We start from the raw sequence: 26,315 nt of genomic DNA, 5'->3' as shown, positions 1-26,315 counted from the left end.
AATGAGCTTATGGCCAGACACTTTTTAAGATAGCGCAACAAAGAGAAGGCGTCTACGTATTAGGTATTCGCCTTGCGAGGGAGAGTTAGAGGAAGGATTGCTCCTGTAGTGCTGCTTCTACAATACTCAGGTTGGTACCAGCAATAACTTTGTTTCCAATAATAATTTGCGGTATATCAGCGCGCTGCAAGCTATTAAACAGAGAGTTTATTTTCTGGTCATTAGATTCTATGTCTCTGCTTAGGTATTCAACATTATGCTGATTAAGATAACTTTGAACCTGTTTACAGTATTGGCACCAGTGCGTGGTATAAAGAATTACGGGCTTATCGGTACCCTCATAATGGGCAGATGTATCCAATGTCATGATATTTGGGTGGTAGGATAACTTGTTGTAGCCAAATTTTAGTGTGATACCCAGGCACAACCCCAGTAGCAACATCACAATGAACACAGCGCTTTGTTTTACTTGTTGTTTCATAATTTTCCTTATTATTGTTTTTAGTTGGTCCTACCCGCAAACTAGCAGGTAGATTAAAATTACAAAAGGGTACAGATTGTGTCAATTATTTTAACAAATAATCGACGATCACCATGAAATTAGCGATTACCGGGCTGAGCAGAGCGCGCATTGCCGTTGATCAGTACACGTTTTTTAAATAATAAGAACGTTGACCAGGTCAGAACTGAAGCGAGTGAAAGTGCAACACAGGTAGAAATCGCTGCGCCTGTAATGCCATGCAAGGGAATAAGCAGCCAGTTTAAAAGTGCATCCGTAGCGAGTGTCAATAACCCAATAACCACAACATACTTGCCTTTTCCTGTATATTGCAACCAGGTCGAAATAAACGCCGTTACGGCCCAAAAACAGGAGCCGAGGATCAGATAGTGCAATGCGTCACTTGCGGTGAAGAAGTCTTCACCAAAGAGTTGCAGTAAGTGTGAACCGGTGATAAATAATCCACCTGAAAGCACTAAGACGATGGCAATCATGATTCTTTGACCTCGCCACAAGATATGCTCGGCCTGCTCTTCCCCTTTTTCCAAAGCCTGTCCTAACAGGGGGATAAAGAGCGCAATAACACTGACTTGTGCGACCGGGATCATGTGGGCGGTCGTCACAGCGCCGGCATAATGTCCTACTTCATGCTCCAGAGCCAGTAGCTCAAGCATATACAAATCTAGTTGTGAAATGGCGACGGTCACTAACATGGCGAGCATCATAGGAATGGAAGTTGCGAGAAGTTGCGGCTGGTTGCTGACGGGCGTCGTCGGTGAGAATGTGAGCAAGTTTTTACTCTGTAGCACTTTCAGTTGCCAGCTTGTTATAACTGCAAGGATCACAATACCGGCTGCAATTACGTGCCATAAATGTACTTGTTCCAGCAAAGTGGCAAGTGCCAGGACCACGGCTGTTTTGGTCAGAGGAAGGACGATACGCCAGGGTAAATTAGCATACACAAGCATTTTAGCGCTTTGTAAAACACGGCTTAGTATTGCTCCCAGTGCGATCAGTGGGATAGCAGCTGAGATCCAAAGTAGCGCGTGATGCTCATCTGCTGACCAGCTCCCAAGGTGAAGGTATCCGCTTAGATAGGTCAGTAAAATGACTATCAGGGACAAAACAAGCGCGATTTTGCTAAAGAAGGCAACAAAGCCACCGACTTGACTCGGCAGATTGTTGGCCAATGGCTTTGCCAAAAATTTAGGCGCAACCCGATCTCCACCCAATAGTACCAATACGCCACATATAGTGGCATAGGCATACGCTACTTTGTAGTCACCGTATTCATGTGTTGTCAGGGCTCGGCTCAGACTCAGATTGAAGGCATAATCGACGAGAAAACCGATGATAACGGACGCACTGAGCGTGAGTGCGCCGTGTTTTAAGTATTTATCTTGTTGCACTGTGGTAAGGCCGTAATTCTTAAATGAATTGTATCATCAGGATTATAGTTTACCGGATTGCGGGATTGAATTTCACTACATTACACAGAAAAGGGCGCTGGTGTATCGAATGCCAGGGCCATATCTATGCATCGCAACGCGGCCTGTTTATCACCCTGAACAAAAGCAGAAGTAGTTGCGCCTTCTTTGAGCAAACACAGCGCATCTACCAGCTGGTCATTAGGCTGGGGCAGGCTTGTTGTGATAAGGCTTCTTACTGCGACTTTGTGACTGGCACAGCGGTTCAAAATTTGCAGATTGAGCGCGCCGGATTCACCCGCGGTATTAATAAAAAAGCACCCTCTGAACTCGCCAAGCTCGGTGGCTCGGTTATTGAACCAGTCATTCAGAGCTTGAAATAGCTTTCTGATCAGCTCGCCATTACTTTGCGCATCAGCCAGTTTGGCTGCGAGCCACTGCATGTACCTTTGATCCCGTAGTGATAAAGCGGCAAGGATCAGATCATCTTTTGAACTAAAGTGATGATAGAGGGTTTTCTTGGCGACCCCGCTGTAAGCAATGATCTCATTGATCCCGACGGCTCCAGTCCCTTTATTGTAAAACAGCTCCAATGCACTACTCAGCAACAACGCGCGTTTATCTGACATATTCGCCTCCTGACATTTTTAGATATCTTGACATGAGGAGACAGTATTGTCTACCATAGTTGGTAGAACAATCTGTCTACATGAGGGGATTATGACCAACTTAATTATTTCTTTATCTGCGGGAATTGGCTCTATGCTGGCAATTACCGCATTGGCTTTGATAGGGCATCACAATCAACAACACTGGTTGCTGATGGCGGCTTTTGGTGCATCCTGCGTGCTGATCTTTGCTCTGCCAGACAGCCCGCTTGCTAAAGCTCGCAACGTAATTGCGGGCCATTGCCTTACGGCTTTGGTAGGGGTTGTGTTCGTTGCATATGTGCCTGTGAATCCACTTTCTTTAGGGACCGCAACAGGGCTGGCTGTGATGCTTATGGTATTGAGTAAAACGGTACATCCGCCAGCCGGGGCCAATCCGCTATTTATCATGTTAACCGGGCAGGGCTGGGCCTTTTTGCTTTTCCCTGTATTAACTGGTGCGGTTTGTTTAGTCGTGCTGGGTCGAAGCTACCATCTGGTACGCACTCGCTGGCTAACTTGACGTATATTCCTTTTTAGCAAAAGTAAATAATAGTGATTATCAATACTGTTTGTGTATAATGTACAGGATCGTTTTTACGCAATAACAGGGAGTGGAAAGTGCTTACTTCAATACTAGTTCTGCTACTAATCGCAGGGACTATTGTTATTTATCTTAGTAATAAGAACCAGCGCTGGTTAAAAAAGCAAATTAAGAAAGGCTGGCGCACCATTGCTTGCCTTTTGTTTGTTGCTGCATTCATTGGGTTCAACAACAGTTTAAGTATACCTGTCAGCTTGTTTATCTGCATGATGGTCATCATGCTGTCGCTGATATGTATTCCTTTGTTGGTTGTGGTGAGCAGAGGTAAATAATGAAAAATTATACTCCGATACAACCCGACTGGCTGAGTAAAACGCTGGCAGGGATAATTGGCGGCGGACTGTTGAGCTTCTCAATTATAGGATTGTTTGCCTGGTTTGGTCCTTCCGGGCTGACTGCTTCGTTAAGTGACACTGAGCTGTTATGGAAGACCCAGTTTAATATGTGGCTGAGTGTACCAATTTGGTTACTGGTGATGAGTTTTACTTACTTGTTTAGAAGTGGGGCTCAGGCTTGGCTCTGCTTGTTGTCTGCAAGTGCTGCTGGTTATGGCGTTTTAGCAATTTTAAGGGGGCTGTTATGAAAGTCAGAGCAGATATTCTGAAAACCTACCAAAGTTTACACACCTGGACTGGGATAACATCCAGTTTATTGCTGTTTATTGGTTTCTTCGCAGGCGCCCTGACCATGTTTGCTCCTGAAATTGACCGCTGGGCAACGCCCGCGGCGCATCAAATGGCTGCTATTGATACAGATCGCTACGATGCCTTGCTAGATAAGGTTTTACAGGAATACCCAAAAGCCAGCGATAGTGTTGCCCTACATTTCACGGATGCTCAGTCTCCGGTGAGTTGGTATGAACAGGGTTCTCCTCGCGGTTTGCGGCTGGATGATATGCGTTGGCATGCAACTCTGGATGATAACGAACAGCTGATTACTGAGTTGGTGCCCGTAAACAGTTTATCAGCGTTACTCGATATGTTGCATCGTACAGCGGGGATCGGCGGCGAAATCGGGCATACGCAAGCTGGTGTTTTTGTACTTGGTATTGCCGCCGGTTTGTATTTCCTGGCCCTGGTATCGGGCGTCATTTTTTTATTACCAACACTGGTAAAGCGGTTTTTGGCTGTTCGTGATCAGGGAGAAAGAAAACGGTTTTGGCTTGACGGACATAATTTACTTGGCATAGCCAGTTTGCCGTTTCATGTTGTCATCGCGTTTACGGTTTGTGTGTTCGCTTTTCATGACATTCTTTATGGCACTTTGGCTCAGATATATGGCGATAAACCGTTATTTCCACGTAGTGCACCATCGCAGGTAGAGCGTAACATTGCGGACCTGCCTAAAGTGAGTGAGCTGATCGCTTTGGCCGAGTCTCATGCGCCTGGCTACCAGGTGGCTCAGATAAAGCTAAGTAATCTTAATAAACCCTCTGCATTTGCCACTATTGATGTTGCTAACGAGGGTGAAATTGCAAGGGGGGCGCTGAATGATTTTATCTTTATTAACCCCTATACGCTAGAAGTCGTCTCGTCCAGTGTGGCAAATCCAGAGCAAACCGTTTGGGCGCGACTAGTGTCGAGTTTCTTTGGGTTGCACTTTGGTAGCTACGGCGGCGACCTCGTTCGCTGGGCTTACTTTTTGATGGGGATTGCGGGGGCTTGCTTGTTCTATTCCGGCAACATACTTTGGCTGGAGAAAAGGCGTCGCAAGGGCATGCAACAGCATCGTTCCTATCGTATTATGGGGGCGCTGACGGTTGGTATCAGTCTTGGGGCACTAACAGGAGTGGCTGCCATATTTGCCAGCAATAAATGGTTGACTCTGACTCCTGTCAATATCAATCAGGCTTACATGTTTGTTTATTACGCGTGTTTTTCTTGTGTACTGATAAGTGCTTTTGTTTATGGTCCGGCAAAAACAGCGATTAACGCTCTGAAGGTGCTGGCGCTGCTTTGTGTGGTGGTACCTGCCACTTCTGTGCTGGCAGGTGCTGTTCCGGCGCTAAACTTATGGACACCAAATAGTCTGGGAACTCTGATGATTGAAGTCATGGCACTCGTTTTTGCGCTTATGTTCTGGTGGATGTCAGTGTGTGTGACACGCAGAGCAACAGCGAACGAGCCGGGTAGCATCTGGCATCTTGAAACATCAAACGCTGTAACGTCAGAGTTGTCAATCAAACACAGTTAGTAAAAGCGGGCAGGACATGCAAGGTGTTCTGCCTTTTCTTTCATCCTAAAAAGAACACATCATACAATATTAACTAATACAATAATGTCAGCTTATTCGTAAGAACTCGTAACATACTTTCTTTACAGGAGGCAGGGTCGGACAAGCCTTGTATTAGAGTCATAAAGTAACAATCCATCATGACAGCTGCTTTTGTATCATCATATTCTTGCTCGGCGAACAGGCGCCGTTTGAACAACGCTATCTGATCAGCAAAATAGGCTTGGTGCCACAGTAAATCACTCATTAGTGCCTGACTAAACTCTCTGTGTTGCAAGTAAAACGAGAACAGGTGGCCTGCATAGTGACGTAACTTAAGGCGTGCGGAGTGATGCTGATCAGTACTACCTGCTTGTTCAATCACCGTATCTATGCGCTGATGCATCGCTGTTTTGAGAATATCAATTTTATTGGGAAAGTGGCTGAAGACAGTACCCACTGCAACGCCCGCAGCTGTTGCAATCTGACGGGTAGAGGTTTCTTTGTAGCCGTTTTCGATAAACAGTTGCCAGCTCTCATCCAGGATCTGTTGCTTGGTTTTTTCGCTTTTTTTCATTGATTTCCAGCCTAACCGTTTTCAGCATTATACCACGATATGAAGGAGCCTTAACATGTAATGGCGCTTTTGAATCGCCATATATTTTTAAGTAACTAACTGATTCAAAATGAGTGTTTGCCTTTTCATATTAAGCCAGCCACTTCAACTATCGGTATTCATTGACAATTGAGCGCGCTCAATTAATAATATGAGCGCGCTCAATATTGTTAAGGAGGCTATATGTTGCAGCGATTTTTTGGTTATATTTTGTTTATCCCATTCATTATTTTTTACAGCTATGTCCTCGGCCCCGTACTCAAAGCAGTTCTGGTGCCCGGAGGTTTGGCGATACTATTCTTTATTTTGGGGCCTGAGGCGTTTTTCTATCATTGGCGCAAGGCCTGTAACAGGCAGTCAGTGATTGCCGTGGCAGACAACAATCCTGTTTAATCTACTCAGCAGAAATGTCGATTCGCTTTGAAGCGCCACTTGGGTATAATACGCCTGAAGTTGGCGCATACCCCAAAAAACTGCGCTTAAATCGTTCAATTTAAACTGAGGAATAATTATGACGGTTGGCATCATTATGGGCTCTAAGTCCGATTGGCCTACAATGCAACACGCTGCAGAAATGTTGGATAAATTCGGTATTGAATACGAAACAAAAGTCGTCTCTGCGCACCGTACACCTCAATTGTTAGCTGACTACGCATCCTCAGCCGCTGAGCGTGGTATTAAAGTCATTATTGCTGGTGCCGGCGGTGCGGCACATTTACCTGGTATGGCCGCAGCATTTACCAGCCTGCCTGTACTGGGCGTGCCTGTTAAGTCTAAAACACTTAATGGGGTAGACTCACTGTTGTCTATCTGCCAAATGCCGAAAGGGGTGGCGGTAGGTACACTGGCCATTGGTGATGCTGGTGCTGCAAATGCAGGCTTACTGGCCGCACAAATATTGGGTTGTCAGCAAAGTGACATTTTCGAAAAGGTTGAAGCCTTCCGTAAGGCACAAACTGACACCATTCTGGCTAACCCTAACCCAGCAGAGTAGTAATGAAAGTATTAGTTTTAGGCGCAGGCCAGTTAGCTCGTATGATGAGCTTGTCTGCCACGCACTTAGATATCCAGATCTCTGCCTACGATGTTGCCACTCAGCAAGTGATTAATCCGGTTACGTTTGAATCTCACACTGCCACACTTGAACTCGCCATCGCGGGTGTGGATGCGATTACTGCAGAGTTTGAGCATATTCCTGCTGACGTGCTATCTGTATGTCAGCAAAGCGGTAAGTTCTATCCCGGAGCAGAAGCGATTTTGACCGGCGGTGACCGTGCCAAAGAAAAAGCATTACTGGAAAAAGCCCAGGTCGCCTGTGCGCCCTATGCGTTAATCACCGAAAAATCACATTTCCTGGCTGCTATCGAAAAGCTCGGTAAGCCACTTGTTGTCAAAACCTGCCAGGCTGGCTATGACGGTAAAGGTCAGTGGCGCGTAAAGCACGACGACGAAGTGGATGCTATCTGGCAGGAAATGTCTGAGTTTTTAGTGGCTGGTACCGAGACCACACCTCACGCAATTATTGCGGAGCAAATGATCCCGTTCGACAGAGAAGTGTCTATTATTGGCGTGCGAGACCGTAACGGCCAATGCCGGATCTATCCATTGACTGAAAACCAGCACACCAATGGTGTACTGACGCTATCCGTAGCGGGTATGGAAAAGTCAACGATTCAGGCGCAAGCAGAGACCGCATTCTCAGCCATTGCCAGTGAGTTAGATTACGTTGGGGTACTTGCAATAGAGTTTTTTGATGTCGGCGGCACCTTGCTGGTCAATGAAATTGCGCCGCGCGTGCACAATTCAGGCCACTGGACGCAACAGGGGTGTCATGTCAGTCAGTTTGAAAACCATATTCGCGCAGTCGCTGGTTTACCTATTGGTGATACCAGCCTTGTTAGACCAACGGCCATGATCAACGTCCTGGGACAGACGCATATTCCGGCGGACGTCTTGAACGTGAGCGGTGTTACCAGCCATTGGTATGGTAAGACTGCCAAACCGGGACGAAAAATGGGCCATATCAATGTCTCCGCGAATAGCTTACATGAACTGGGTGAGCGTCTTGCTGAGCTGGCGGAGATGCTCCCGGAAGATGATTACCCGGGGGTTGCCCAAACCAGTCATGCATTGATCCTCAATTAGGAATTGCCGACGCCGGGCTCGCCCGGCGTTATTCTATCTGATGACCGCGTACGAGCGTTAATATGTTATTAGAACGACCAGGTCTTCACAAAGCCTTATTTCTGTTTGCCTTCTTATATACACTTTCGCCTTATGCCAGCGCTTCTTTGGCACTGTTTATCGGCCTTGGGTTTGCACTTACATTAGGGAATCCTATTCCTGATTTTTCTAACACCGCATCAAAATGGCTATTAAAAGCCGCCGTGATAGGCTTGGGGTTTAACGTCGATATCGAAGATGTATTGGCTGTTGGCAGCAGCTCTGTGGTGTTAACCATAGTCAGTATCACAGCCACAATTGGCCTCGGTGAAATCCTCAGCCAGGTGTTTCGTCTGAATCGCAATACCGGCACACTGATCTCATTCGGCACGGCAATTTGCGGGGGCAGTGCAATTGCGGCTATGGCACCCGTGATTAAAGCAAAACAGGATGAAATTGCGATTTCCCTCAGCATAGTCTTTGCCTTAAATGCGCTTGGCCTGCTCATTTTTCCCTGGCTGGGACATTACTTTTCACTCACTGAAAGTCAATTTGCGATTTGGAGTGCGCTTGCGATTCACGATACCAGCAGTGTTGTAGCAGCGGCTGCGGTATACGGACCGACCGCGTTGGCAATGGCAACCACCATTAAACTCACCCGAGCGATGTGGATAGTGCCTTATGCTGCCATGGCGGGGGTATTCTCGCGCTCTAGTGAAAGAGCCAGTATTCCTTTGTTCATTGTAGGTTTTGTTGCGGCGGCGATGATCAATACTTGGTTGCCTGAGTATCAAGGCGTCTGGTCTGTATTTTATAGTGGCGCTAAGTCGGTGCTGGTTGCCAGCTTATTTCTGATCGGCAGCGGTGTATCCATGACCATGTTACGCCAAAGCGGTTGGCGACCATTTGCGATGGCAACGGTACTGTGGTTTATTGTCAGTGGCATAATGCTGATGCTGATTTTGGACGATCTGATCACGCTTTAATGCAGGTAGTGCAGCTCGGACGAAGTACAGCTTCTGATAGCAAGCTCGCAAATCAGTGGATTACAAAAAAATAAAAAAAATGGATTTTTTTGGAACTTATTCCATTGGCCACAGGTCTACTTTTATGAGGCGTGGATAGGCCTCATTTCATACTCGTTGTCCATCAACGACTATGTGAGCGCAGAGAGTATTTGGCCAGTAGCTTTACTGGCCTTTTTTTTGCAATAATCGCTCAGGTAGGTTGTTTGTCTAAAATTGTTCGAATTATCTGGATTCATTTGCTTAAATTAGCCTTCAATAGCAAAATTAGACAATTCATAAAATGAAACAATCTCTTACTTCTCTCGCCGTGGCATCAGTGTTATTTCTGGCTGGTTGTCAGGTCACTCAAACAAGTAATAATAAATCAACAGCATACGAAACAGTCCCCCCAGCCGTCATGGCCAGCTCTGAAGCTACAGGAACTGAAAGCATCACGCTCGAACAGGCAATGGCTCATCCCGACTGGCTTGGCAGAAAGCCGGAAGATGCTTTTTGGAGTGCAAATAGTCAGTCAGTGCTGTTTAAGCAAAAACAAGTGGGAAGTAAACTAAGAGACACTTTCAGCTATGGTGAGAAAGGGCTTGAGCAAATTGCCTTATCTAACAAGCACCAGATAGGTGCAGATGATGCGGTTTATTCGCGCGATGGCAAGCTTCAAGCCTACACCTTTTCGGGCAACGTATTTGTCAAAAATATTGCCACTAATCAGGTCACCCAGTTGACACGTTCCAGCCAAAAAGCCGAACAACTGCAGTTTTTGACCAACGGGCAGCTTGCCTACGTTGCAGACAATACCTTTTATGCCATTGATTTGACATCAGGCCTGACTACTGAGCTGGCCAAGCTCATCACGGCAAATGCGCCAAAAGGCGTCACTGAGCCACAGAGTTATCTTGCGCAGGAGCAACACAAGCTCATCGGTTATGTTGCTCTTCAGCATAAGAATGCCAAAGACGCGCAAAGCCGAAAAAAGGCATTGATTGCGCAAAATGACACGCTCGACGAAAACTTGTTTTATCTGGGCGAAGATCAGCGTATCGTCGAGACCAGCCTATCGCCAGCGGGTGATAAACTCATTGTTGCCACCACCAAAGACGTGCCTGAACGAAGCGCACAAGACATCATGCCTAATTACGTTACGCAAGATGGCAATATTGACCCCGTTAAGGCGCGTAGTCGTGTGGCAGACAACAAACCCATTGAGCACACGCTGATATTCATTGACCTGACTACCAAAGGGCAACACGCGTTGAGCTACCAGAGCTTGCCTGGTTTTGATGAAGATGTACTGGCCGAGGTAAAAAGCGAAAATGCCCGTGCCCAGGGTAAAACTTACACCAGCAAAAAATCACCACGTCACATTGCGCTGATCCTTGACTGGGCGTGGGATCAGTCTGCTATCCAATGGAACGCACAAGGTTCTGAAGTCGCGGTGATGGTTGAAGCCTGGGACAATAAAGACCGCTGGATGGCAACCGTAGACTTTACTAACAATAAGCTGGTGTCGCAGCATCGCCTGCACGATAAGGCCTGGGTTAACTACACCCATAATGACTTTGGCTGGCTACACCACGAAGATACGCTGTATTACCTGTCTGAAGAATCTGGCTACAGTCATTTATATACCAAGCCACTGAAAGGTAAGGCGACTCAGCTGACCTCAGGAAAATACGAAGTGTCAGAGCTGACGCTGACCAAAGATGATAGCGCAATCTATTTTAAGGCGAATATAAAGCATCCGGGTGTTTATGAGATTTACCGTGTGAATATGCAATCAGGTGAACTGGAAACGCTGACCAGCCTCAATGGTATGACGGACTATGTACTGAGCCCGGATGAAAGCAAACTCTTGCTGACGCACTCAAAAATAGCCAAGCCACCGGAATTGTTTATTGCCGATGCGCAACCGGGCAGTGCAGCCAAACAAATCACTAATACCGTTTCTGAGGCGTTCTTAAGCAAAAAACTCATCACTCCCAAAGTTGTCGCTGTGCCATCCAGCCACACAGATCAACCAATCTATGCCAAGGTTTACTATCCGGCCGATTATCAGGAAGGTGAACAAGGCAAGACACGTAAAGCGGTGATTTTCAATCATGGAGCAGGCTACTTACAAAACTCACATATGGGGTGGTCTGTCTATTTCCGTGAGTTTATGTTCCACTCTCTGCTCGCCAGTGAAGGTTACGTGGTCATGGATATGGACTATCGCGCTTCTAAAGGATATGGACGAGACTGGCGTACTGCCATTTACCGTCATATGGGTAAACCTGAAATTGAAGATTTGGTCGATGGCGTGAACTGGTTGGTTGAAAACGTCAACGTCGACAAAGGTGCAGTGGGTACGTATGGCGGATCATACGGCGGCTTTATGACCTTTATGGCACTGTTTACGCAGCCTGAGCTATTTCAGGCCGGTGCTGCACTCAGACCTGTCACTGACTGGGCGTATTATAACGACACCTACACCTCCAATATCCTGAACCGCCCGGTGGATGATCCCATTGCATATCGTCGCAGTTCACCCATTTACTTTGCCGAAGGCCTGAACAAACCTATGCTGATCAATGCCCCTATGATTGATGACAATGTGTTTTTCCAGGATGTGGTTCGACTGGTACAAAGGTTGATAGAGCTGGAAAAAGAAAATTTTGAAACAGCAATATACCCGGTAGAGCCGCATGGCTTTGTGCAGCCTTCAAGCTGGCTGGACCAATACCGTCGTATTTATAAACTGTTCAAAGAAAACCTGTAATTTAAAGTTGGCGCAGATCGCAAGTTCTGCGCCTTTTTTAGCATTATTTTTTTTGCCACAGCAAGGGCAGGGCCAGCACCATTCCGCCAATGGCACCAATTAAATGTGATTCAATCGCAACGCGGGATGAAATTAACTGACCGACTTCATCGCTGGGGCCAGCATACTGCTCCCAGGCCAGTTTACCGAGAATGCCTAAAAAGAGCAGCACGCCGGTTCTTTCTCCCACTTTAATGTCCTTAATTGCGCCCCAGACTATTACGCCATGAAGCAGGCCACTGAGACCAGTATAAATGTGGATATCCGGACAAAAAAGCCAAATGCCCAGACCTGTCCACAACCCAAGCAGCAGCAGGTGAACAGCATAAGTTTTAGGCGAGCGGTATTCCGCATGTAACACCCAGATAAACACCACGCCAACCACATTCAGTAGCCAGTGCGTCCAGTTGGTATGGACATACTGGCTGGTCAGGATCCGCCAAAACTCGCCCTGGTCAATCAGCTCACGGTTGAAGGTGAGTAATGCCTGAACAGATGGCTGCATAAGCACTGCACATAGAACAATCAAAATTGCAGGAGGAAGAAGGTAGCGAGGCACTAACGGCAGATCAAACATAATATTTCTTAGAATTTTTTTGCATATTGTGCCTGTTTACTTTTATGATGCCAATCATCTATCAGAAGAATTTCCAGACTCTATGAAATATCGCCTATCACTTGCCACACTGGCGCTCGGCGCCGCATTACCATTCACTTCTTCAGCATTAGACAACAACACCAGAGAAGTCAGAGAGCCTGAAGCAGCGACAGGATTACAGCTGAAAAAAGAAAAAACGGCTAAGAAGTACATGGTGGTTGCCGCCAATGCTCATGCCAGTAAAGCCGGGCAGTTAATGCTACAACAAGGCGGCAGTGCGATTGACGCAGCCATTGCTGCGCAGCTGGTGCTGACCCTGGTTGAACCGCAATCCTCAGGTATTGGCGGAGGTGCGTTTATTCTGCATTATGATAGAGAGAATGAATACCTCACCACCTTTGATGGTCGTGAAACGGCACCCAAAGATGCAACCCCGTCATTATTTTTAGACAAAGAAGGCAAGCCGGTTCGCTGGATTGAGGCGGTTGTAGGGGGTCGCTCTGTCGGCACACCCGGGATACTTCATGCTTTGAAGCAGGCTCATGACAAATATGGCAAGCTTAAGTGGCGTCATCTGTTTAAGCCTGCCATCGAGCTGGCCGAGAATGGCTTTATTGTGTCACCTCGCTTACATATGCTGCTAGAAAAGGAACTTAACCCAGGCCTGACTAAGCTATCCCCGGCCAAAGAGTACTTTTATCCTGATGGTAAACCACTGGAAGCCGGCACTTTATTACGTAACCCGGATCTTGCCAGACTGTATCGGGAAATTGCCGAGTTTGGCCTGAAAGGCTTCTATGAAGGTAAAAATGCTGACGACATAGTCCGTGCTGTGCAAAAAGCCGCAATAGCGCCGGGCGTGTTGTCATTATCCGATCTGAAAAATTACCACAGCAAAGAACGCGCCCCCATTTGCACTAGCTATCACAGCTACCGTGTGTGCTCAATGGCACCGCCCAGTAGTGGCGGGATTGCTGTCCTGCAGATCTTAAAACTACTGGAAGGCAAAAAGCTCAGTCAGTATCAACCCAACGACCCTCAGGCAGTTCATCTTTTCACGCAGGCTTCTCGGCTGGCATTTGCCGATCGCAACTATTACATTGCCGATCCCGACTTTGTTGAGGTGCCCACGCAAGGCTTACTAAACCCAGCCTATCTGAAGCAAAGGGCTAAACTGATCACAGACAAGGATAACAAAGAGGTGCCCATCGGCGATCCAAGCAAGGGCGCATTGGCTTATGCCATGGACGACAGCTACGAATTGCCCTCGACAACGCACCTTTCCATTGTGGATGCCGATGGCAATGCAGTTTCTATGACCTCATCTATTGAGATGGCTTTTGGTTCAACTGTGATGGTGAATGGCTATTTGCTGAATAACCAACTGACTGACTTTTCGCTGTCTCCTAAAGTGGGCGACCTGTGGGTTGCAAACCGCGTGGAGGCAAATAAGCGGCCACGCAGCTCAATGTCGCCGGTGATGGTATTTAATAAAGATGGCTCACTTAAATTGGTGGTTGGCTCTCCTGGTGGCAGTCGCATTATTAACTATGTAGCGCAAACCGTTATTGGTGTACTTGACTGGGACTTATCCCCGCAGCAAGCCATAGACTTGCCAAGAGTGACAAATCGAAATCAATACACCACGCTTGAAAAGGGCACTGAGATCACTAAATTAAAGCCAATTTTGGAAACCAAAGGGCATACTGTCAGGGTCAGAGACCTCAACTCCGGAATTCACGCCATTGCGGTTGAAGAAGATCTGTTACTGGGTGGTGCTGATCCGCGCAGGGAAGGGGCCGCGATGGGAGAATCCAGCGAGTAACCTTGGCGCTTATTGGCGATATAAAGTATAATGTACGGCTCTGTTTACGCATTGACCATGCCTGATCAGAGCCGTTTTTTATTGGTCTGACATGCTTAAAATTCATTGAATTTTAATGCATTTGCGCAATAATAATCCCTTGTACTTAAATTAACGAGTCACAGCTTGTAAATATGACTAAACAATCCGATCCCAATTATCTCTACATTCCATACTCTGGCCCTACGCTTTTAGAAACGCCGCTATTAAATAAGGGCAGTGCATTTAGTCAGCGCGAGCGCGAGAACTTCAACCTGACAGGCCTCGTACCGCCACGCTTCGAAACCATTGAAGAGCAGGTCGAACGCTGTTATCAACAGTTCTCTAGTTTCAACGACAACCTTAACAAGCATATTTATTTGCGTGCCATTCAGGATAACAACGAAACTCTTTACTACCGCCTGGTACGCGACCACCTTGAAGAAATGATGCCAATCATCTACACCCCAACTGTGGGTGACGCATGTGAAAAGTTTTCCGATATATATCGTAGTTCACGCGGCTTATTTATTTCATATGAAGAACGCCATCAAATTGATGACATTCTGCGCAATGCGACCAAGAGTAAGGTTAAGGTTATTGTTGTAACCGACGGCGAACGCATTTTGGGTCTGGGTGATCAGGGGATCGGTGGAATGGGTATCCCAATTGGTAAACTGGCTCTGTATACCGTTTGCGGTGGGATTAGCCCGGCCTATACGTTACCTGTCATGCTTGATGTAGGTACCAATAACGAAAAGCTACTCAACGATCCAATGTACATGGGGGCGCGCCATAAGCGTATTTCTCAGGAAGAATATGACGAGTTCCTTGAGCTGTTTATTAAAGCGGTAAAGCGTCGCTGGCCAAATGTTTTGCTACAGTTTGAAGATTTCGCGCAGCCGAATGCGATGCCATTATTGAGCCGTTATCGTGATGAGATCTGTTGCTTTAACGACGATATTCAGGGTACCGCTTCTGTAACGGTGGGCTCACTATTAGCAGCTTGTCGTGTCAAAGGCACTAAATTGTCAGAACAAAAAGTGGTCTTTGTAGGTGCCGGCTCAGCCGGATGCGGTATTGCAGAACAGATCATTGCACAAATGGTCTCGGAAGGTGTTTCTGACCAACAAGCGCGTAGCCAGATCTTTATGGTTGACCGCTATGGCCTGCTGACTGAAGGTATGGAAGGGTTACGTGACTTCCAGGCTGCTTTGGTTCAGTCAAAATCAGCCTTGGAAGCCTGGAGCTTCAGTGGTGAGTATGCCTCTTTGCTGGACGTAATGCATTGTGCACAACCTGACATTCTGATCGGTGTGTCGGGTCAGCCGGGACTGTTTACAGAACAGGTTATCAAAGCAATGCATATGGGCTGTAAGCGTCCAATTATTTTCCCTTTAAGCAACCCGTCTCGTCAGGTAGAAGCACATCCAAAAGATGTGATTGAATGGACCCAGGGTCAGGCAATTGTGGCAACTGGTAGCCCATTTGACCCCGTTGAATTCGATGGTCAAACCTTTACCATTCCCCAATGTAACAACAGTTACATCTTCCCGGGCATTGGCCTGGGTGTATTGGCGGCTAAGGCATCACGCATTACCGAATCCATGTTGATGATAGCCAGTGAAATGCTTGCAGAGTCTTCACCCTGGGCCAACACGGGCAAGGGTAGCCTTTTACCTTCTCTGGTTGAAATTGAACCACTGAGTAAGCGCATTGCCTTTGCCGTTGCTAAAAAAGCGATGGAAGAGGGCGTTGCGCTGGAAATGCCGGAAGACCTGATCTGGGCAGCCATTGAGAAAAATTATTGGTTACCAGAGTACCGCAACTACAAACGTTGTAGTGTCTAACTAGGTAAAAGGCGCGATATGTATGTTCGCGCCTTTTAACTATGGTTCTAACACATTCGTCAAACGACAGTATTTATTGTTGTTGAGAAGATACTGTCCGTCAGTAATGTAAGAAACTCTTAACATCTTTTTACGAGCATGAGCAGACATTACTATAGATAAAACAGCGTTTTCAGAACTGGGAAAGTAAACGGCTTCGCAAGTAGACCCAGGGCTGGATTGTAATTTAAATAATGTATGATCTTTTGATGTGTGGGGGTGTGCATTCGAGAAAACTTGCAGATTTAGCACGTACGTGTTCGAAGTGTGAATTGTTGGAGCAGCCCACGCAAGCGTGTTTACAAATAAAAGTGGTAGCCATAAAAACAGACATTTTTGCATCATAATCAACCTGGTTATTATAAAGGTCACGATAATATCACCTTTACTACCCTTACCAAAAGTACTCATCCACATTGATTTCGTTATTTAAATTGCCATGGCAGATTTACTCTTTTTAGTCCACACTTAATACTAGTATTAAGCGCTCTACATGTAGCGTTTGGCTGTGCATGGAGCACTGATAACTGATAGAGAATCTATGCAGATCCGATCTCACTTTGCTTTGTAGCAGGAATCCAGCAAAAACGGCTTTGCATTGATGTTCGATGTAGGTGAACGAAATGCGCTATGCCATCATACTTATCTTAATTTTCTTCTCGCTTACTGTGAAAAGCAACCCGATATACATTGATGTAATCTCTGACTATTCACCAGATTCAAACAAAGCACCGACGGATCAGGCAACGCTGCTACTATTGAAATTAGAGCAAGCGCTTCAAGGAAAACTAACACTGGCCTTTATGCCTGCAAGTCGTGAGAGGGAATGGCGCGAATTGAACCGTAACCCAAAATCCTGCTTGTATAATAAAGTTAAGACACCAGAGCGTGAAGCCATGGCTTTATTTACACCTTATCCGCTGGTGTCCTACCCGGCAAATCGCCTGATCCTCAAAAATCAGCCAAACATCCCAGACACGGTTTCACTGGGTACTGTGGTCAGAATGGGTTTCAACATTGGTGTTTCTGAAGGGCGCTCTTATGGGCTGGAAATTGATAATTTTATTGTCGCTAACCGCAGTGCGTTTTGGGTTGCAGAGGGAAATCAAAGTGCCTATCGGCTTAGAATGATGCTGAGTCAGGATAAACTGGATGGGATCATCGAATACAGCTCGGTATTCATAAATGAGCATCCCTCGGCACAGGCGCTCAATAGCTATAGTTTTCACGCTATAGAGGAAGCCGGTTTGACCATATTTGGCTATATTGCCTGCGCAAAATCGAATGAGGGTAAGCAAGCAATAGATTTACTGCAATCGGCACTGGAAAGGCCAGATTTGCAACAGGCAATTATTTCGGCGCATACCGGAGTGTTTTTTGAGCAAGAAGAGCCCTTTATTATCCGTTCATTACGTAAAGCCTTCAACATTCAGCATTGATTAACAAACTTGTGCTTTAATTGGCGCACTGCTTGTGGTTTTATAAACCAAAGCCACATCATCTTATTCGATTAATGTAAGGAGGCGTCCATGCGCTCACTTTTAGCCGCTGCAGTTTTTGCGATCAGCACTTGCGCACAAGCAGGCAGTCTACCCGAAGGCCCACATTTATACGTTAAAGGCATGTCATCTATGGAAGTACAGCCTGATGCAGCCATTATTCGTGTCGCAATAACCGAAAAGCACAAGTCCTTACCTGATGCCAAATCCAACGTTGACCAGATCATGGCAAAAGCGATTCAAATAGCGAAAAACTTTGATATTAAAAGCAACGATATCCATGCTGAGCAGCTGAATGTACATCGCCAGACCCGCTACAACCGAAGTTCTAACGAAGAAGAGTTCGACGGTTTCAGAGTGAGTCGCAGCCTGACCGTGAAACTTAAAGACCTTTCAGAATATCCAAATCTGCTACAGGCTTTTGTCGACAGTGGTATTAATCAATTTAATAACACCGAGTTTGTCGTTGAAGACAAAGCGGAGTATATGAAAAAGCTAAAAAAATCCGCTATTGAAGAAGCCAAAGCGGCCGCCAGAGAGCTAGCCGATGACTTTGATGTGGATCTGGGTCGACTATATTCTGTGTCATTTTCACCAATGAATGTACCTGTACAGCCTTATGCGCGTGGCAAAATGATGGCCGCAGAAGCGATGGATGTGAGCCAGGCTTATAATACGGGAGATACGACACTGACCGCCGAAGTGTATGCAGTGTATTTTATTGAGTAAACTCTCTATACTGGACCTACTTATAATACTTACAAGTAGGTCTGCGTCATGATAACAGGATTTTTTGCTGCCATATTTACCCTTTTCTATATCAAACTCAGCTTTGATATCATAGGCTTACGCCATAAGCATCAGGTTGCACTGGGAGATGGTGGTCATCCCGCGTTAGAGCGGGCGATCCGCGCCCATGCCAACTTTATGGAGTACACGCCACTGCTGCTAATTCTCTTATTTGCACTGGAATTTCAGGGTGGTCAGGCAATTTGGTTGTATCTCACCGGCGTCACTTATTTAATAGGCCGTATTTTACATTCTTTCGCGCTGAACCTGGCTAATCTTAAGCTTCGTGTGATGGGAATGGCACTGAGCTTCTTATCATTACTGGCGCTGTCTGTTATTAATCTGTATTGCTATTTTGTTTAATGAATAAAATATTTATTGCTGGTTTACCGCGTACTGGCACTACCAGCGTATGTGCTGCTTTTCTCGAATTGGGGTTTAAAACAGCACATACGGCATATACACGAGAAGCACTATCGCAAGCGCAAGTTATTGCAGACACACCGGTCTTTAACGATTATAAACAGCTTGCTGCTTTATATCCGAATAGCCGTTTTATATACCTGGACAGAGCCATGGAAAGCTGGCTTCCTTCAGTCAGACGCTTGCTCACCCGTATGCTACCCAGGCTGGAGACTCAGCAAGGTGGATTCAACGACACACTGAAACGCTGCTACTATGATACTTTTGCCAAATTGAGTGCTGATAATATCGCGTGCGATCACTATCTGACAGATATCTACCAACAGCATCGCAAAAAGTTACTGTGCTTTTTGGACGCAAGCCAGATTGAGTATTTGATATTAGATGTGTCGCACCCACACAGCCTGCAACAACTGAGCGATTTTCTTGATATCCAGACTAGTACGGCAACTCGTATGCCGAACCTTAATCAGGGTGGCAAAGTGACGGCCTGGAAACAAATTGATCATCCACTCAAGGTTGAGTCAACCCGTCATGGCAAAGCAGATAAAGACAGTCTTTTGTACTGTGAGATAAACACGAACAGATAAAATGTCCGATACCATAGGTTAGGTCGTTGATTTTGTTCACTAGAGTAGGGTGAAGCCCTAAATCGGCTACAGGCTTTGGATATTAGCACCATAGTTGGGTAAAATGCCTTAACACCGACAAATGAACAGAATAGAGATGTTTGAATTAAAATTCCATACGCCATTCGACTGGACTCATAAAGTGATGGCCGACTTTGATACTTTTTTACAGGATCACGCCGCCGCTGAGAAAAAAGCCTCCGGTATGGCCATGTCCATGCTGAGCCATTACCCGGATCGCATCAAGCTGGTTAAAGCTATGGCTGATCTGGCTATAGAAGAAATGATCCATTTCAAGCAAGTGCTTAAATTATTGACTGATCGCGGCGTGACTTTAGGCAATGACAAAGCCGACCCTTATATTAAAAAAATGCGCGCCTTGTTCCGCCAGGGCTCAGATGAGTTTTTGATTGACCGCCTGTTGGTTGCTGCAGTTATTGAAGCGCGTGGCCATGAGCGCTTTTCACTGGTTGCGGAAGCATTACCCGAAGGAAAAGAGAAAGACTTTTACGTAACCATCGCCAAATCGGAAGAGAAGCATAAAAACCTGTTTGTTGAACTAGGTTACGAATATTTTGACAAGGTCGTAATCGACACACGCTTGGAAGAAATATTGATCGCAGAAGCAGCGATTTGCGAAAGCATTCCATTTACCGCTGCATTGCATTAACTGGATAAAATTCAGCCTAAAAAAGTGCCATTTTTCATTATGTTAAATTGCTTGTATAATAATGAAGGGGGCGGTATTCTGCTCCTTTTTTTGAACCGGGTTTTGACCCCATTAATCATTTACCTGGAAGGTGCAATCATCACCCAAGGTATAGCTAATTATTCACCTTCGTTCGGTTAAGAACACTTCAGTCAATAATACAAGCTAATAAGCAGGGCACTTCAGTGTGTTTACCAGTTTACTTAATTAAGTGTTCTATTTTGAGGCGAGAAAATATGCTCAATAACAAGGCGAAAATTTTGCTATTTAGTTGTTCTAAATGAGAGGTTTTTAACCCAGTTAGCGTCATATTTGCTCCTTCAAATTGAACAGGTACTAAGTGAATTTGGTATTATATAGCGGTAGAATAGTCAGTGCTATTCGCAGCTTTTGGCGGTATTGTATTTTATCTCGTCCAGAATGCCGTGCTTTTTAAACTCGGCTATGGCCTTGTTCAGTTCAAACAGCAGGGTTTTACCGTACTTGTTGTGTTTGGAGACGGCAAAGAACAGACCATTCATTTGCAAAATGGGCTCAACCATAACTAAATTTTGCGCCAGAGAGGTCGCATTATTACCTTGCGGTAAAGCAGCAATTTCCATTTCGATGACTTCAGGGTCGCCAATAATAAGATTAACGCGTCCAGCCATTAACAGTCTGATATTGTGCGCATCATCAACGGCTTCAATAACGTTAAATTTTCCCGCGTCCATTAAGCGGTCGAACTCAGGGGTATTCTGATAGCCCCGTACCACACCAATGCGTTCATCGGCCAGAGCGGCAAGGCTGGTAAAATGATCGGTGTTGTAGTCCTGACGTTTGTAAAGTGCGATTGGGCCCCAGCCAAATGGTTCTGTGAGCGTGAGGTGATCCAAACGGCGCGTACCTGGCAAAGTATCCGAGGGGGCTTCTGGCTCAATAAAATACTCAGGCACCAGTATATCTACCTTGCCATTTTCTGCATTGGCTACGGCTCGTGCCCAGGGATAGAATGTCACCGTTGCACCATAATTCTGGCTGTGCAATAAAGCGATAACGGCCTGCATAACCCAGCCTTGCTTACACAAGCTTTGTCCGATGTAGGGCTGCCATTCTAAAGTGGTCACCTCAACTTGCTTTGACGCAGTGATGTTGTAGCGAAAAGTATGATCACTGACTTTTTTGCCAGGCACAGTATGGGTGCCTTTATAATCGCGGTAGGTTACACTTAGCTGATCACTGCCAGAAGCAGAGGCGGCGGATTGGAAGGAAAAAGTACTGAAAAGCACAAACAAAACAAATGACATTGTTGAGAAACTCTTGGCCTGATTAAATGTAAGCTTAGACATAAAGCCGCGCATTGTCACAAACACCTAATTTAACATAACGTAAATTATAGGCTGTTAATACTAATCAATAGAACACGCGTGAATTCGCGGCAATAACTGTATAACACCTTCAAATGTCCAATACTAGACGGTATCGGACATTTGAAGGTGTAAGTATTAAAGGTCTTTGTAGGTACCCATTTAACGATGTTCAAATGACTGTAATCTCTGGGCTGTCGGTGATTGCCACATCACCTCTACACCGTAATGACACAGCTATATTTTAGGCATTACAAGGCTGAGATTATCAAGCTGGCAACAATATCGCGCTGACTTTTGATGTCATTGCCATCTTATCGCTATGATGAATTTACAGTTAATTTATAAATTGCCATTGAGCTCACTTTACGCTTGTCTTAGTATTAGCCTTGTCGTTCAAAAGAAGTAAATACAATATGGAACTTGTCAGACCCCTAGAGCCAATTTTGATCATCGATGACGTTGAAGATGTGCGTAGTTACCTGATAGACATTCTTGAAAACCTGGGTTTTGAAGAAGTCTATGAGTCAGAAGACTTCAAATCTGCAATGCCATTGATGGCAGAAAAATCTCCTAATGTGATTTTCCTGGATATCGAACTACCAGATACTGATGGCACACAAATTCTCGAGTACATTAATGACAACTATCCCAATGTGCATGTCATTATGTGCTCTGGCCATAACAGCCTGGAAAACGTACAAAACACCTGGGAACTGGGTGCAAAAGGCTTTATTGCTAAGCCATTTAACGCGAAAAAAGTCGATTCCGTCATGAAAAGACTCGAAATGATTGCATGAATAAAACCACACAAGACATCATTAGTCAGCTATCTGAGCTGATCCTGGGAAAAGAAGAGCAGATCAGGCTAGCGGTTGTCTGCTTGCTGTGTAAAGGACATCTGCTGATTGAGGATTTGCCAGGCATGGGTAAAACCACCCTCTCCCACGGCCTGGCTAATGTTCTTGGATTGAGCTACCAGAGAGTTCAGTTTACCAGTGATTTGTTACCTGCTGATATTACCGGATCCAGTGTCTTCAATACATCGCAGCAAAGCTTTAATTTTCATCCGGGCCCCATTTTCAGCCAGGTATTACTTGCCGACGAAATTAATCGTGCCAGCCCGAAAACTCAGAGCGCTTTGCTTGAAGCGATGGAAGAGCGTCAGGTAACCGTCGATGGTAAAACCCACCCTCTGCCTGAGCCGTTTTTTGTTATTGCTACACAAAACCCGCTGCACCAGTCAGGAACTCATCCTTTGCCAGAGTCTCAGCTTGATCGCTTTTTCCTGCGGATCAGTTTGGGCTACCCCGATGAACACGCCGAAAAAAGCCTTATCCTGGGCAATAACCTGCAACGACAATCACTTAATGAGCTGAGCTGTGTGCTGGACTTAACTGCGCTGGCAACGCTTCAAAAAGCCGTGCTCGCAGTTAACCTGTCAGACTCCATCGTACAATATATAATCAACCTGGTGAACTTCACACGTTACAGTGGCCAGTTTAGCGATCCCCTTTCACCTCGGGCCAGTATTGCGTTAGGCCTGGCGACTCGTGCCTATGCGCTGACTCAGGGGCGAGATTATGCCTTACCGGATGATGTGCAGGCCGTATTTGCCGCTGTCGCCGGTCACCGTCTGAACATTGCCACCAACGAGCTGGAGGATGTGGTAAAGGGAGTTTTTGATAACGTTGCGGTTGTATTGTAGTTATGCGCCGTGACTGGTTGCAGTCCTGGCTGGCTGACATTATTAGACGTAAGCATAGCGCTGCGCAAATTACTCTGTCACACCACAATATTTATATTGTTCCTTCCAGGCAGGGAGCTTTCTTTTTATGCATGGTGATCCTCAATTTTATTCTGGGTAGCAATTATCAGAACAATCTCATTCTTGGCGTGGCCTACGTGATGTTACTTATTCTGGTACTGGCGCTGATATACGGATATCTAAACTTACATGGCCTGACGATCCAGTTATTGGATGTAAAAAACAACTTTGCCGCCAAACCTGTGGAAGTGATGATAAAACTCACCTCGCCACACAAATGCTACTCTCTGGATGTTGCCAGCCAGGAATTCGACTTTAGTGATTGTTATAGTCACTATTCTCAAGGCGCCCAGGTCATGTCGCTGTTTTTACACCCGGGATCCCGTGGCCGCTACCGGCTTGGCAGGCTCAAGTTATCCAGCTGCTACCCATTTGGCCTGGTACGAGTGTGGACTTACCTGAATGTCGACAAAACATTTTGTGTCTACCCTGCTCCACTACCCTGTCAGCTGACATTTAGTGAGCAAGAAGTCACAGCCGATCAGGGGCAGTATATAAATCAAAGCACACAGAGCCACGAAAATTTTGACGGGCTTGAGCGGTTCAGACCCGGCATAAGCAAAAGTCGGATATCCTGGCGCCATTTTGCTAAAAGTCAGCAGTTGCTGGTGAAGCAATATAGTGGCGATAGCTATTATTCACAGCACACCTTTGATTACGCTGAGCACGACGGAGGCAAAGAAACACGCTTGTCTAAATTGTGCTATCAGGTGCTTGAAGCCGATAAACAGGGCGATGAATTTGCTCTGCGGCTGAGTAACGCCGTTCAGGTCAAGGTCAGTCGCGGAGACAAACACAGGGAATCATGTTTGGAGGCACTGAGTGACTTCTGACAAACTTCTTGGGTTCCAAACCCTGGTGACAACGCTCCTGTATGGTTTAGTCAGCATTTTACTATTTAATAGCTTTGGACTTGTATTTACTTGCGCCATGTTGCTTATCGTACTGTTTAAACTGGTAATTTACCGTGCTCTGGTAAAGGGGCCTTCCGAAAAGCTGGTTAATTTATTAGCGTTTACCATCATTCTGGTGGTCTTTGTTGCAATAGGCTTTACTAACCTTGTAGAAATGTTCGTTTCGTTGCTACTGGGTGCGTGTGCACTGAAAACCATTCAGGCAAAAACAAAAAAACAGGCAATGTCGGTACAGTTGCTAAACTTTTTTGTTTACCCCTGTTTCTTCATCTTCTCTCAGAATGTCCTGTCATTGCTATTCGTACTGGTACTTTTAGTGCTCAATCTTGCACAAATGCTTTGGATTGAACACGGCATAGAACTGCGCAGCGCTACCAGACAAGCCGCCAAACATTTGTTCCTCGCGCTGCCTCTGGCTGCGATCATGGTCGTGCTACTGCCAAAAGTTTCACCGTTTTGGCAGCTCCCCGGTGCCAAAAAGACTCAAACAGGCCTTTCTGAAGACATAGATCCGTTTGAGATTTCAGAGTTATCTCGCTCAGACGAATTAGTATTTCGGGCCATTCTTCCAGATCATGCGCAGATGAATCCACCATTTTACTGGCGAACGTTAGTCCACGACAACTATGATGGAAAGCGCTGGCGAGTTTCAACACATCAGGATGTGCCACTTCAGGCACCTTACCGAGCTGTGGGAGAAAGCTATACGATTATTGCCAGAGCTTCTGGAAAAACCTGGTTATATAACCTGGGGCAAGCCAAGTCATCCACGCGAGGCGTTAATACCAATCAATTTGGTACTTTGTTTATGCAAAAGCACCTCAGTAGCAGTTTGGAATATCAGGTCACACCCATTCATATCGCTGGACCGGGCCTCGTTCACTGGCAGTACCAGCTCAATACAGCCCTGCCTGATGGGATTAACCCACTGGCAAAGGCAATGGCTGAGCAGTGGGATTCAACCACCGACAATACCGCAGACTTCATCGCGCAGATGAAACAATATTTTGTTCGACACAGGTTTCATTACTCGCTGAAACCGCCCACGATAAGCGACCGAAACAGTATAGACATGTTTTTAACTGAGACAAGAGAAGGGTTTTGTGGTCATTACGCGGCCAGCGCTGCTTTTATGTTACGTGCAGCTGGGATCCCTGCGCGCTTAGTATCTGGGTATTTGGGTGGCGAATACAATGAAGAGCGCGGTTATTACAGTGTCTACCAGTATGATGCCCATGCCTGGGTAGAGTACTATATCCCGCAACAAGGCTGGTATCGTCTTGATCCTACAGCCTGGGTCGCGCCAGACAGGCTTAGCGGGTCCTTGTCTGAGCTAACCGCGCTGGAAGACGAGTTTAAGGATAACCTGGGTCTGAGCCTGATGAGCTACTCAAATCTGGCCTTGGTCAATTGGCTCAGGCTGCAAATTGAACAGCTTGACTATCAATGGACTCGCTGGGTGCTGAACTTTGATCATCAAAAGCAATCGAAGCTGTTGCGCGACTTATTTGGGTCATATCACAAGCTGCTACCTGCCCTGAGTGTATTTATGTTGCTGATAGCCATATTCGCAGCTCGCTTTTGGTATCTGCAACGTAAGCAGGTGGCAAAATTACCCGAACCAGTCAGGCTGTATCGTGCCATCTGTCAACTTGCAGATGAAGAGCTGTATAAAGTGACGCCTGCAAAGGCGCTACTGATATTACAGTCTCAATATCCTAACTTGTCGCAGGAGCTGGAAGAGTTCAATCAATATTTTGTAAAATCAAGATTTTCCCGGGCGCAATTAACCAAATCGGAGGCGACAAGGATGAAAGCGCTTGGCCGTTTAATAATAAAAAGGGCGAAAAAATAATATT

At 46.0% G+C, this 26,315-nt stretch carries 26 protein-coding genes; 20 read left to right on the top strand and 6 right to left on the bottom strand.

Annotated features, from left to right (window positions below):
- Nucleotides 1–85: 85 nt before the first annotated feature.
- The 3 genes from MHN33_RS08030 to MHN33_RS08020 form a co-directional block, all read right to left on the bottom strand.
- Nucleotides 86–481, bottom strand: a complete 396-nt coding sequence (locus tag MHN33_RS08030) for a glutaredoxin family protein (protein ID WP_239397471.1) — start codon at nt 479–481, stop codon at nt 86–88.
- Nucleotides 482–600: 119 nt separating this feature from the next.
- Nucleotides 601–1,908 carry an oligosaccharide flippase family protein gene (locus MHN33_RS08025; protein WP_239397470.1) on the bottom strand — a complete coding sequence of 436 codons (1,308 nt, stop codon included), beginning with the start codon at nt 1,906–1,908 and terminating at the stop codon, nt 601–603.
- 80 nt (nt 1,909–1,988) lie between these two features.
- Complete coding sequence (locus MHN33_RS08020; RefSeq protein WP_239397469.1) at nt 1,989–2,555, bottom strand: TetR/AcrR family transcriptional regulator; 567 nt, start codon at nt 2,553–2,555, stop codon at nt 1,989–1,991.
- A 91-nt stretch (nt 2,556–2,646) separates the two neighbouring features.
- Here MHN33_RS08020 and MHN33_RS08015 point away from each other — a divergent pair, with 91 nt between their 5' ends.
- The 4 genes from MHN33_RS08015 (at nt 2,647) to MHN33_RS08000 (ending at nt 5,370) form a co-directional block, all read left to right on the top strand.
- Nucleotides 2,647–3,096, top strand: a complete 450-nt coding sequence (locus MHN33_RS08015) for an HPP family protein (protein WP_239397468.1) — start codon at nt 2,647–2,649, stop codon at nt 3,094–3,096.
- Nucleotides 3,097–3,194: 98 nt separating this feature from the next.
- Nucleotides 3,195–3,449 (top strand): hypothetical protein, encoded by a 255-nt coding sequence (locus tag MHN33_RS08010; protein ID WP_239397467.1) that lies wholly within the window; start codon nt 3,195–3,197, stop codon nt 3,447–3,449.
- Nucleotides 3,449–3,760 carry a hypothetical protein gene (locus MHN33_RS08005; protein ID WP_239397466.1) on the top strand — a complete coding sequence of 104 codons (312 nt, stop codon included), beginning with the start codon at nt 3,449–3,451 and terminating at the stop codon, nt 3,758–3,760. The genes MHN33_RS08010 and MHN33_RS08005 overlap by 1 nt, the downstream gene beginning before the upstream one ends.
- Complete coding sequence (locus tag MHN33_RS08000; protein WP_239397465.1) at nt 3,757–5,370, top strand: PepSY-associated TM helix domain-containing protein; 1,614 nt, start codon at nt 3,757–3,759, stop codon at nt 5,368–5,370. The genes MHN33_RS08005 and MHN33_RS08000 overlap by 4 nt, the downstream gene beginning before the upstream one ends.
- A 73-nt stretch (nt 5,371–5,443) precedes the next feature.
- Here MHN33_RS08000 and MHN33_RS07995 read toward each other — a convergent pair whose 3' ends face one another.
- Nucleotides 5,444–5,965 carry a TetR/AcrR family transcriptional regulator gene (locus MHN33_RS07995; RefSeq protein ID WP_239397464.1) on the bottom strand — a complete coding sequence of 174 codons (522 nt, stop codon included), beginning with the start codon at nt 5,963–5,965 and terminating at the stop codon, nt 5,444–5,446.
- 222 nt (nt 5,966–6,187) lie between these two features.
- Between MHN33_RS07995 and MHN33_RS07990 the strand changes: the two genes are divergently transcribed.
- The 5 genes from MHN33_RS07990 to MHN33_RS07970 all read left to right on the top strand — a co-directional run bounded on the left by MHN33_RS07990 (nt 6,188) and on the right by MHN33_RS07970 (nt 11,950).
- Nucleotides 6,188–6,397, top strand: a complete 210-nt coding sequence (locus tag MHN33_RS07990) for a hypothetical protein (RefSeq protein ID WP_239397463.1) — start codon at nt 6,188–6,190, stop codon at nt 6,395–6,397.
- Nucleotides 6,398–6,515: 118 nt separating this feature from the next.
- Nucleotides 6,516–6,998 (top strand): 5-(carboxyamino)imidazole ribonucleotide mutase, encoded by a 483-nt coding sequence (gene purE, locus MHN33_RS07985; RefSeq protein ID WP_239397462.1) that lies wholly within the window; start codon nt 6,516–6,518, stop codon nt 6,996–6,998.
- A 2-nt stretch (nt 6,999–7,000) separates the two neighbouring features.
- The gene (locus MHN33_RS07980; RefSeq protein WP_239397461.1) at nt 7,001–8,149 is read left to right on the top strand and encodes a 5-(carboxyamino)imidazole ribonucleotide synthase; all 1,149 of its coding nucleotides are present in this window, start codon (nt 7,001–7,003) and stop codon (nt 8,147–8,149) included.
- 62 nt (nt 8,150–8,211) lie between these two features.
- Entirely contained in the window at nt 8,212–9,153 is a 942-nt protein-coding gene (locus MHN33_RS07975; RefSeq protein ID WP_239397460.1) for a putative sulfate exporter family transporter, read from the top strand.
- Nucleotides 9,154–9,475: 322 nt separating this feature from the next.
- Nucleotides 9,476–11,950: a prolyl oligopeptidase family serine peptidase gene (locus tag MHN33_RS07970; protein WP_239397459.1), complete on the top strand. Its 2,475-nt coding sequence runs from the start codon at nt 9,476–9,478 to the stop codon at nt 11,948–11,950.
- Between the two features lie 43 nt (nt 11,951–11,993).
- Here MHN33_RS07970 and rrtA read toward each other — a convergent pair whose 3' ends face one another.
- Nucleotides 11,994–12,566: a rhombosortase gene (gene rrtA, locus MHN33_RS07965; RefSeq protein WP_239397458.1), complete on the bottom strand. Its 573-nt coding sequence runs from the start codon at nt 12,564–12,566 to the stop codon at nt 11,994–11,996.
- An 82-nt stretch (nt 12,567–12,648) separates the two neighbouring features.
- Between rrtA and ggt the strand changes: the two genes are divergently transcribed.
- The 7 genes from ggt (at nt 12,649) to MHN33_RS07930 (ending at nt 20,329) form a co-directional block, all read left to right on the top strand.
- Nucleotides 12,649–14,412 (top strand): gamma-glutamyltransferase, encoded by a 1,764-nt coding sequence (gene ggt, locus MHN33_RS07960; RefSeq protein WP_239397457.1) that lies wholly within the window; start codon nt 12,649–12,651, stop codon nt 14,410–14,412.
- Between the two features lie 173 nt (nt 14,413–14,585).
- On the top strand, nt 14,586–16,280 hold the full coding sequence (locus MHN33_RS07955) for an NAD-dependent malic enzyme (RefSeq protein ID WP_239397456.1): 1,695 nt from the start codon (nt 14,586–14,588) through the stop codon (nt 16,278–16,280).
- A 662-nt stretch (nt 16,281–16,942) separates the two neighbouring features.
- The gene (locus MHN33_RS07950) at nt 16,943–17,758 is read left to right on the top strand and encodes an ABC transporter substrate-binding protein (RefSeq protein WP_239397455.1); all 816 of its coding nucleotides are present in this window, start codon (nt 16,943–16,945) and stop codon (nt 17,756–17,758) included.
- A gap of 90 nt (nt 17,759–17,848) precedes the next feature.
- Complete coding sequence (locus MHN33_RS07945; protein ID WP_239397454.1) at nt 17,849–18,547, top strand: SIMPL domain-containing protein; 699 nt, start codon at nt 17,849–17,851, stop codon at nt 18,545–18,547.
- Nucleotides 18,548–18,595: 48 nt separating this feature from the next.
- Nucleotides 18,596–18,970, top strand: coding sequence for an MAPEG family protein (locus MHN33_RS07940; protein ID WP_239397452.1), 375 nt, complete (start codon nt 18,596–18,598; stop codon nt 18,968–18,970).
- Nucleotides 18,970–19,620, top strand: a complete 651-nt coding sequence (locus MHN33_RS07935) for a sulfotransferase (protein ID WP_239397449.1) — start codon at nt 18,970–18,972, stop codon at nt 19,618–19,620. Before MHN33_RS07940 ends, MHN33_RS07935 begins: the two co-directional genes overlap by 1 nt.
- 136 nt (nt 19,621–19,756) lie before the next feature.
- On the top strand, nt 19,757–20,329 hold the full coding sequence (locus tag MHN33_RS07930) for a tRNA-(ms[2]io[6]A)-hydroxylase (protein WP_239397448.1): 573 nt from the start codon (nt 19,757–19,759) through the stop codon (nt 20,327–20,329).
- 416 nt (nt 20,330–20,745) lie between these two features.
- Here the strand turns inward: MHN33_RS07930 and MHN33_RS07925 are convergent, their stop codons facing one another.
- On the bottom strand, nt 20,746–21,696 hold the full coding sequence (locus tag MHN33_RS07925; protein WP_239397447.1) for a transporter substrate-binding domain-containing protein: 951 nt from the start codon (nt 21,694–21,696) through the stop codon (nt 20,746–20,748).
- Between the two features lie 434 nt (nt 21,697–22,130).
- On the opposite strand from MHN33_RS07925, the gene MHN33_RS07920 reads away from it, so the two are divergent.
- The 4 genes from MHN33_RS07920 to MHN33_RS07905 are packed head-to-tail and all read left to right on the top strand — an operon-like array spanning nt 22,131 to nt 26,311.
- The gene (locus MHN33_RS07920) at nt 22,131–22,514 is read left to right on the top strand and encodes a response regulator (protein WP_046004429.1); all 384 of its coding nucleotides are present in this window, start codon (nt 22,131–22,133) and stop codon (nt 22,512–22,514) included.
- Nucleotides 22,511–23,422 carry an AAA family ATPase gene (locus MHN33_RS07915; protein ID WP_239397446.1) on the top strand — a complete coding sequence of 304 codons (912 nt, stop codon included), beginning with the start codon at nt 22,511–22,513 and terminating at the stop codon, nt 23,420–23,422. The genes MHN33_RS07920 and MHN33_RS07915 overlap by 4 nt, the downstream gene beginning before the upstream one ends.
- 2 nt (nt 23,423–23,424) lie before the next feature.
- The gene (locus MHN33_RS07910; protein WP_239397445.1) at nt 23,425–24,375 is read left to right on the top strand and encodes a DUF58 domain-containing protein; all 951 of its coding nucleotides are present in this window, start codon (nt 23,425–23,427) and stop codon (nt 24,373–24,375) included.
- Complete coding sequence (locus MHN33_RS07905; RefSeq protein ID WP_239397443.1) at nt 24,365–26,311, top strand: transglutaminaseTgpA domain-containing protein; 1,947 nt, start codon at nt 24,365–24,367, stop codon at nt 26,309–26,311. The genes MHN33_RS07910 and MHN33_RS07905 overlap by 11 nt, the downstream gene beginning before the upstream one ends.
- Nucleotides 26,312–26,315: the final 4 nt, after the last annotated feature.

Origin of the sequence: Pseudoalteromonas sp. OOF1S-7 (genome assembly GCF_022347765.1) — a bacterium.
Classification (GTDB): domain Bacteria; phylum Pseudomonadota; class Gammaproteobacteria; order Enterobacterales; family Alteromonadaceae; genus Pseudoalteromonas.
Note: the sequence above shows the minus strand (reverse complement) of the source record. Positions and strands in the feature narration are given on the sequence as shown.